6 protein-coding genes are annotated in these 6,787 nt (G+C 41.0%); 3 read left to right on the top strand and 3 right to left on the bottom strand.

What is annotated here, in order from left to right; translation table 11 throughout:
* Positions 1 to 261 precede the first annotated feature (261 nt).
* The 3 genes from trmL to JQC92_RS20210 all read right to left on the bottom strand — a co-directional run bounded on the left by trmL (position 262) and on the right by JQC92_RS20210 (position 3,842).
* The gene (gene trmL, locus JQC92_RS20200) at positions 262 to 726 is read right to left on the bottom strand and encodes a tRNA (uridine(34)/cytosine(34)/5-carboxymethylaminomethyluridine(34)-2'-O)-methyltransferase TrmL (RefSeq protein WP_205001330.1); all 465 of its coding nucleotides are present in this window, start codon (positions 724 to 726) and stop codon (positions 262 to 264) included.
* A 29-nt stretch (positions 727 to 755) separates the two neighbouring features.
* Entirely contained in the window at positions 756 to 1,709 is a 954-nt protein-coding gene (locus JQC92_RS20205) for an alpha/beta fold hydrolase (RefSeq protein ID WP_205001331.1), read from the bottom strand.
* Between the two features lie 342 nt (positions 1,710 to 2,051).
* Positions 2,052 to 3,842: a DUF885 domain-containing protein gene (locus JQC92_RS20210; protein WP_205001332.1), complete on the bottom strand. Its 1,791-nt coding sequence runs from the start codon at positions 3,840 to 3,842 to the stop codon at positions 2,052 to 2,054.
* Between the two features lie 589 nt (positions 3,843 to 4,431).
* On the opposite strand from JQC92_RS20210, the gene add reads away from it, so the two are divergent.
* From add to JQC92_RS20225, 3 genes are all read left to right on the top strand, one after another.
* Entirely contained in the window at positions 4,432 to 5,427 is a 996-nt protein-coding gene (gene add, locus JQC92_RS20215) for an adenosine deaminase (RefSeq protein ID WP_205001333.1), read from the top strand.
* 157 nt (positions 5,428 to 5,584) lie between these two features.
* Positions 5,585 to 6,073, top strand: coding sequence for a hypothetical protein (locus JQC92_RS20220; protein ID WP_205001334.1), 489 nt, complete (start codon positions 5,585 to 5,587; stop codon positions 6,071 to 6,073).
* Positions 6,074 to 6,136: 63 nt separating this feature from the next.
* Positions 6,137 to 6,637 carry a hypothetical protein gene (locus JQC92_RS20225; protein WP_205001335.1) on the top strand — a complete coding sequence of 167 codons (501 nt, stop codon included), beginning with the start codon at positions 6,137 to 6,139 and terminating at the stop codon, positions 6,635 to 6,637.
* Positions 6,638 to 6,787 lie beyond the last annotated feature (150 nt).

Here is a 6,787-nt window from a genome sequence, read left to right on the forward strand (position 1 = left end):
TTTAGCACCAAAAACGACCAGAAACCGTAGGTTCACTATATCATTTCTGGTCGAAATTGAATGTATCAAAGAGCTATATTGTATTATCGATCATAATGTTAGATGTTTTTCATAGCCGACTAAATAATTTGCGGGTATAGTTTTGTACACCCAATTGCTGATTGGTTAAGCTTATGATTGGTGTGGTAGGTTGATTGTTTGCAATCGTATTCACTGAGTTCGAAAGGCAAAGAGGGATGATAACCCCTCTTTTGGTGTGACCTATATTGCGCCGTCATAGCCCAGTTGACGCCATGCTTCATAGGCAATTATGGCGACTGAGTTTGATAGGTTTAAGCTTCGGCTCGACGGAACCATAGGAATACGTAAACGCTGCTCGGCGGGTGTTGCTTCAATGATGTCCATAGGTAAGCCACGAGTTTCAGGGCCAAACAGTAACACATCACCTTCTTCAAATTGAAGCTCTGAGTGGGGACGGCTACCTTTAGTGGTGCAAGCCATAATCCGTTTGCCTTTTACTACTTCGAGAAATGCCTCGTAGTTTTTATGGCGAGTAACGTTCGTCAGATCTTTATAGTCTAACCCTGCACGACGCAGCTTCTTTTCTTCAAAATCAAAACCTAATGGTTCAATAAGATGCAAATGACAGCCGCTATTGGCGCAAAGACGAATAATGTTGCCTGTGTTCGGGGCAATTTCTGGCTCATATAAAGCAATATGAAACATATAAATGAGTCTCTAGATAATGATTTTGGCTATTTTAAAGCGTGCTCACTAAAAAATGCAAAAATAGCATCTAATGCTTGAGTACGCACATCATCGGTTTCAACCAAAATTTCATGTTTAGCTGGATTAATGATCTGTCTTCGACACTGACTGCTAGGCAGCAAGTTTCCAAAAATGTCGTCATAAGCTTGGTTGTCAATAATACTATCTTGATTTGCTTGAAGCGTTAGCGTTGGCGTGTTCAATTCTGGCAACAGAAGTTTGGCGTCATCGGCGGCGGTCAGTGCTTCACGCAACCAATGGCTACTTGGTGAGCCAAGTTGAACATCTGGGTAAGTACGGTAAATGCGATGAAACTCTGAATAACGATTGGTGCTATTGGTGAGGTCATTATCTTTAAATGCTTTAAATTTAAAGTCCGTACCGCCCAATACATAAATTGGCCAAGTCTTAAAGTCGAGCGCTTTGGCAAGTGCATCAATGACTTTTCTTGGCGCAGGTAACTTTATGCTGAGCATCGGAGCTGACAAGGCTGCCGCTTTGAATACTTTTGGGTGTTGATGCATATACAACACACCAATTGTGCCGCCCATTGAGTGGCACAATAGAAATAAATTCTGGTGCTTTCTCGGTTTCACCACTTGATCGACAAAAAGAGTAAAGTCGAGGACATAATCATTGAATTTTTCAACATGGCCTAAGTGACGCTTTGTCGTTAGCCTTGTTGATTTACCTTGGCCACGATGATCAACTGCATACACAGAGTAGCCTTGGCGGTAAATATCGAAAATGAGTTCACGATACTTTTCATAGCACTCGATTCGTCCGTTACTGATCACCACAGCTTTATTTGAATTTGGGTTTAATATTTGGCAGTAAGCCAAGGTCACATCGTGACTGACTCTGAGTGAGCGATGCTCAACTTGTTGCCAAAATTTTTGTTGTTCTGGTGTGCTTAAGGCCGTTTCCGACGAATACTTCATGTGACTTTTTTTCTTCATCAATTAAGGAACTGTCTCAAAATAGCTTCCCCGTTTTGCTGTAGTTTATTTTTGAGCTAATACAAAGCGGAGAAAGTGCCGTGTTGTTATTCTACATTAGCTTTCGACAATGCGGTAGGAGCCAAAAATAAACACAGCCCATAGGGTTACGCTTAAAATTGCAACTATCTGCGTTACTCATCTTTCATTTAGAGTAACTAAACTTCATTCTTCGTGCCTTGATACTGGAATTTTAAGCAGTAACAAATCGGGAAGATATTTAGGGACAGTTCCTAGGGATAGCAGGAGAACAAAGCCTCTCCTGCTAGATAAAGACACTTAAATTTACTTTTGTGTTTCAATAAAAGTATCGATTTGTTGTTCTAAGATCGACATCGGCACAGAACCATTGGCTAATACTGCATCATGAAACGCACGAATATCAAATTTTTCACCCAGCTCTGCTTCTGCTTTTTTACGTAATCGCTTAATGGTGAGTTCCCCTATTTTATAAGACAATGCTTGTCCCGGCCATGAAATATATCGATCAACTTCTGTTGTGATATTGTGCAGTGATAACGCAGAGTTTTCAGCCATGTAATTGATGGCTTGTTGGCGAGTCCAATTTTGGGCGTGCATACCTGTATCAACCACTAAACGAGTGGCGCGCCACATTTCGTAGGTTAAGCGGCCAAAGTTAGAATATGGGTCTTTGTAAAGCCCTGCCTCTAATCCTAAATATTCAGAATATAACCCCCAACCTTCACCGAAGGCTGATATATACGAAAAGCGGCGGAAGTTAGGTAAGTTATCAAGCTCTTTATTTAATGATATTTGCAGGTGATGGCCTGGAATTGCTTCGTGCAATGTTAATGCGGTTAACTCATATAAAGGACGTTTATCGAGCGCATAAGTATTTACCCAGTAGTAACCTGCTTTGTCATCACGGGTTGAACCAGAATAGCGACCTGTGGTGTATTTTGGAGCAATTTGAGCTGGAACAGGCGCAATGCCATACGGCATACGAGGAAGCTTACCAAAATATTTTGGCAACATGGCGTCGGCTTGTTTGGCAATATAGCTGGCTTCTTTCAGCAACTCTTCTGCAGTTTTAGGATAGAACTGTGGATCGGTACGCAGAAAGTGCAAGAACTCGGCAAAACTGCCTTTAAATTGAGTTTGCTTAATGACCTGACGCATTTCTGCTCTAATTCGAGCAACTTCTTTCAAGCCTAGCTGATGCACTTCTTCGGATGTCATTGGCAGAGTCGTGTAGTACTGCACTCGATTTTCATAAAAATCTTTACCGTCAGGTAAGCTGGTTGCAGCAATATCGGTACGCGCATTCGGAATGTATTCCAGCGTCATAAAGTCATAGAAATTTTGGTAGCTGGTTAACACTTGGTTTTTTACCAAGTCACGGCCTTTACTGATTAATTCTTGCTTTAACTCGGCTGAAAAGTGATCCGGAAAATGGTTAAATGGTGCAAAGTAGCCGCTTTGTTCAACAGGTACGATAAACGCACTGATGCTGTCTTCAAATCCATTTAAGGTGACTTTAGGCGGAGTGATACCAGCTTTCACACCTTGCGTTAACCAATACGTTTGTTGCTTGAAGTATTTTGGAAGAGCAGCCAGTTTATTCAGATAGTTGCGATAGTCTTGCTCGGTATTAAAGCGGCCTTTACTTATCGATGCGATATAAGCATGAAAGCCGCTTTCTGCGGTGATCGGTTGATAGTGGTCATGAAAGCGATACATGTCGACACTGTTCTGCAACTGGTATTTCAGGATTTGCTTATTGATGCGCTCGTCTTTAGTGAGTACTGAATCATCTAATGCTGAGAGTTGTTCGAGTAATCCCAGCTTCTGATGATAGACATCTTCAAGGTGCTCAGGTGACAGGTTGTCAAGTTTTCCGAGTTGGCTCTTATCGCCAGTACTCGCTGCAAGCTGTGCTGAAGCAAATTGTTTGATTTGCCAGTCTTGCTCTATCAGTGGTGCTAATACAGATTGACGCTCAGCTTTAATATTTTGATCTTCTGAATTTTTGGAGGTTTGTACGGGTGCGTGAATATTGATGCTGCACCCACATAGCGTTGATGCAACCAATATCGATAAAATGAGCTTCTTCATAAATTCCCTGTTTTTATTTTGATTTTTATTTTTCAATCAAGATTATGCCATGAAGACATTAAATTTGGTGGAGATGATCCAACCTTATCAAGAGCAAATTTGAATAAAAAACAATTTTCTTTTTGGATTTATATGCTTTTTCGATATTTTTGACTACCTACCTCACATAAAAATAGAATATAGCGGTCATCGCAAAAAAAGCCTGATAGACTCCGCTGATACTTTAGGGGTTATCCCTAATTTATTTCCTGATTTGTTACTGCATAAAACTGGCAAAATCAAGGCGCGAAGAGTGAAGTTTAGTGAACTAAACGAAGTAACGACAGTTTTTGTATGTCGGTCAATGATTTATGAGTAACGACGAGTTTGCAAGTTTTAAGCGTAACCTGAAAGGCTGTGCTCCTTTTTCGTTTCTACGGCGTTATCTAATGCTCGTGTAGAATAAACTCACTCCGCATTCTCTGCCTTGTTGAAACAAAAAAAATAGCTACAGTAAATCTACGAAATCAATTAGGGATAATTCCTCGCACTGTCGTAATAACAATGTCGACATTCGGTCGTGCGAGGGCTTTTTTGGGGGGTAACATAAATGATCGATAACAAGATACCGTTAGTGGATTTGCATCGCCATCTTGATGGCAATGTTCGAGTTGAAACCATTTGGGATTTAGGACATCAATATGGCATTGATTTACCTGCGAATTCAATTGAAACCTTAGCTCCGTTTGTTCAGATCCAAGGAAAAGAAAGTGATCTTGTCGGTTTTTTAACTAAGCTCGACTGGATGGTAAAAGTACTGGCTGACTTAGACGCCGTTAAGCGAGTCGCTTATGAAAATGTGGCTGATGCGGCATTAACAGGGTTAGATTACGCAGAGCTTCGATTCAGTCCATATTATATGGCAATGACACATAAGTTGCCGATTGAAGGCGTAGTAGAAGCCGTCGCTGATGGTGTTCAAGCTGGCCTGAAAGATCATGATGTGAAAGTTAACTTAATCGGCATTATGTCTCGTTCATTTGGCGTGGAAGCCTGCCATCAAGAATTGAATGCCTTGTTGGTACACAAAGACAAGTTGGTCGGTATGGATTTAGCCGGTGATGAGCTTGGTTTTCCGGGTAAACTGTTCAATGAGCACTTTATGAAAGTGCGTGATGCCGCTTTAGGGGTTACTGTGCATGCGGGTGAAGCTGATGGTGCTCAAAGCATGTGGCAAGCCATTCGTGAGCTGGGTGCTACACGTATTGGGCATGGCGTTAAAGCGATTCACGATCCTGAATTGATGGACTATTTAGTCGAACACCGTATTGGTATTGAATCTTGCCCAACCAGTAATCTACATACTTCAACGGTTGAGTCCTACCAAGCACATCCAATCAAGCACTTTTTAGATAAAGGTGTGTTGATTAATTTGAACACGGATGACCCTGGTGTGAGCAACATTAATATTGCGCATGAATATCAAGTGGCACATTCAGAGATTGGCTTATCTCAAACTGAATTAAAACAGCTGCAAGTTAATGGCGTAGAAATGGCTTTTTTATCTGAAAGCGAACGCAAAGCGCTTTATCAATCTAAGCTGTAACTCTTTTCTTGTATATACCCATGATACCTGAAATCGATAATCTTTAGGTATCATAGGTATAAGAGCACGTGTTCACGTGCTCTTTTTCTGCAAACTCAATTTGTTTTTCTACACTTAACTTAGCCGTTGTTCTCTATGGATTAGAGTGGAGAGATGTATGAAAGCAAATCAAGTTAATATCAATGTCGTCATTATTGTCGTTCTACTGATTATCGCAACCAGTGCCGCAGCACTGTCAATACAAAGTGATACTCACAGTCAAAAACAAAATCTTGCAAAACTGAATGCGATGCGTGTTGCCATCGATAAGATTAATAACACGTTGCTGCCAAATCATTTTGAAATGGGTGGGGAAAGTACTCGTTTTATAAATGGTTACCCAGTTGATTTGATGAATGGAAAGCTGCGTGCAAACAGTACAGCCTTAAGACAAGGTTTAGACAGTGCCTATTTGGCCTCTGAGACTAACGTGTCTGCACTGAGAGGGTGGTCACTGATTGAAATGCAGGACAATCATGGACAAAGTAAAAGCCTCCAGTTAGCGCCAAGTAGTGTGAGTGAAAATTGTTTTTTAGTGTACAGCGAAGCGGGGACTGTTTCTCACCCTATAGCGGCAACGATAACGATGGTTAATCACGGTTGCTGAGCAAAATACTCATTATTTCCTATAGTTAAAGGGATATTTTTACTTTAGGGATGGAGAAATACTGTGGATCAAGATAATCAATCTTCAAATACACCCATTATGATGATTGCAATCATTGCAACATTAGTTGTGATTGGGCTTTTGATTGCATTAAATAAGCCTGCGTTGGAACAAGCCACCACAAAACATCATCAATCGGAGCTATTAGGGTTACTTACTGCTATTAAGCATGTGAATCAGCAAGTATTGCCGATGCATAACTCAGAAGGAGAAGCTGATGTACTGATTGATGGCGTGGCTGTGCCATTGTTCAATGGTAAGTTAAGAGCGACATCAAGCTCTTTAGAGCGTGGATTAGACGTTGCCTACCGCTCAATTCAAACGCATCACACGGCATTCGATTATTGGAATATGATTGGGCAACCTTCTAAATCCAACGAACCAAGAAAGATTCAACTGCAGCACAAAGAAGCACCTGCAAACTGCCATATTATCTATGTCGAAGCCGGTACATTGGAGCAGCCCAACGCCGAACAATATATTCTTAATGATAAAGGGTGTTAATCACCCTTCTATATACGCCAATAAATCTAAGGGGACTGATCAGATCTATATGATCTAAAGTCACAAATACAAGCGAGCTCGCCAGAGCAGGAAGTCCAACTCTGGTGATAAATATCAAAAGCAAATTTGTTTTTAGTGAGCGTTTCCAGA

Source organism: Parashewanella hymeniacidonis (assembly GCF_016900895.1).
GTDB classification, from domain to species: Bacteria; Pseudomonadota; Gammaproteobacteria; order Enterobacterales; family Shewanellaceae; genus Parashewanella; species Parashewanella hymeniacidonis.

Bases quoted from the DNA above. Each gene is read 5' to 3' on its own strand.
- trmL (WP_205001330.1), bottom strand. From the start codon at position 726: ATGTTTCATATTGCTTTATATGAGCCAGAAATTGCCCCGAACACAGGC.
- add (WP_205001333.1), top strand. From the start codon at position 4,432: ATGATCGATAACAAGATACCGTTAGTGGATTTGCATCGCCATCTTGAT.
- JQC92_RS20205 (WP_205001331.1), bottom strand. From the start codon at position 1,709: ATGAAGTATTCGTCGGAAACGGCCTTAAGCACACCAGAACAACAAAAA.
- JQC92_RS20210 (WP_205001332.1), bottom strand. From the start codon at position 3,842: ATGAAGAAGCTCATTTTATCGATATTGGTTGCATCAACGCTATGTGGG.
- JQC92_RS20220 (WP_205001334.1), top strand. From the start codon at position 5,585: ATGAAAGCAAATCAAGTTAATATCAATGTCGTCATTATTGTCGTTCTA.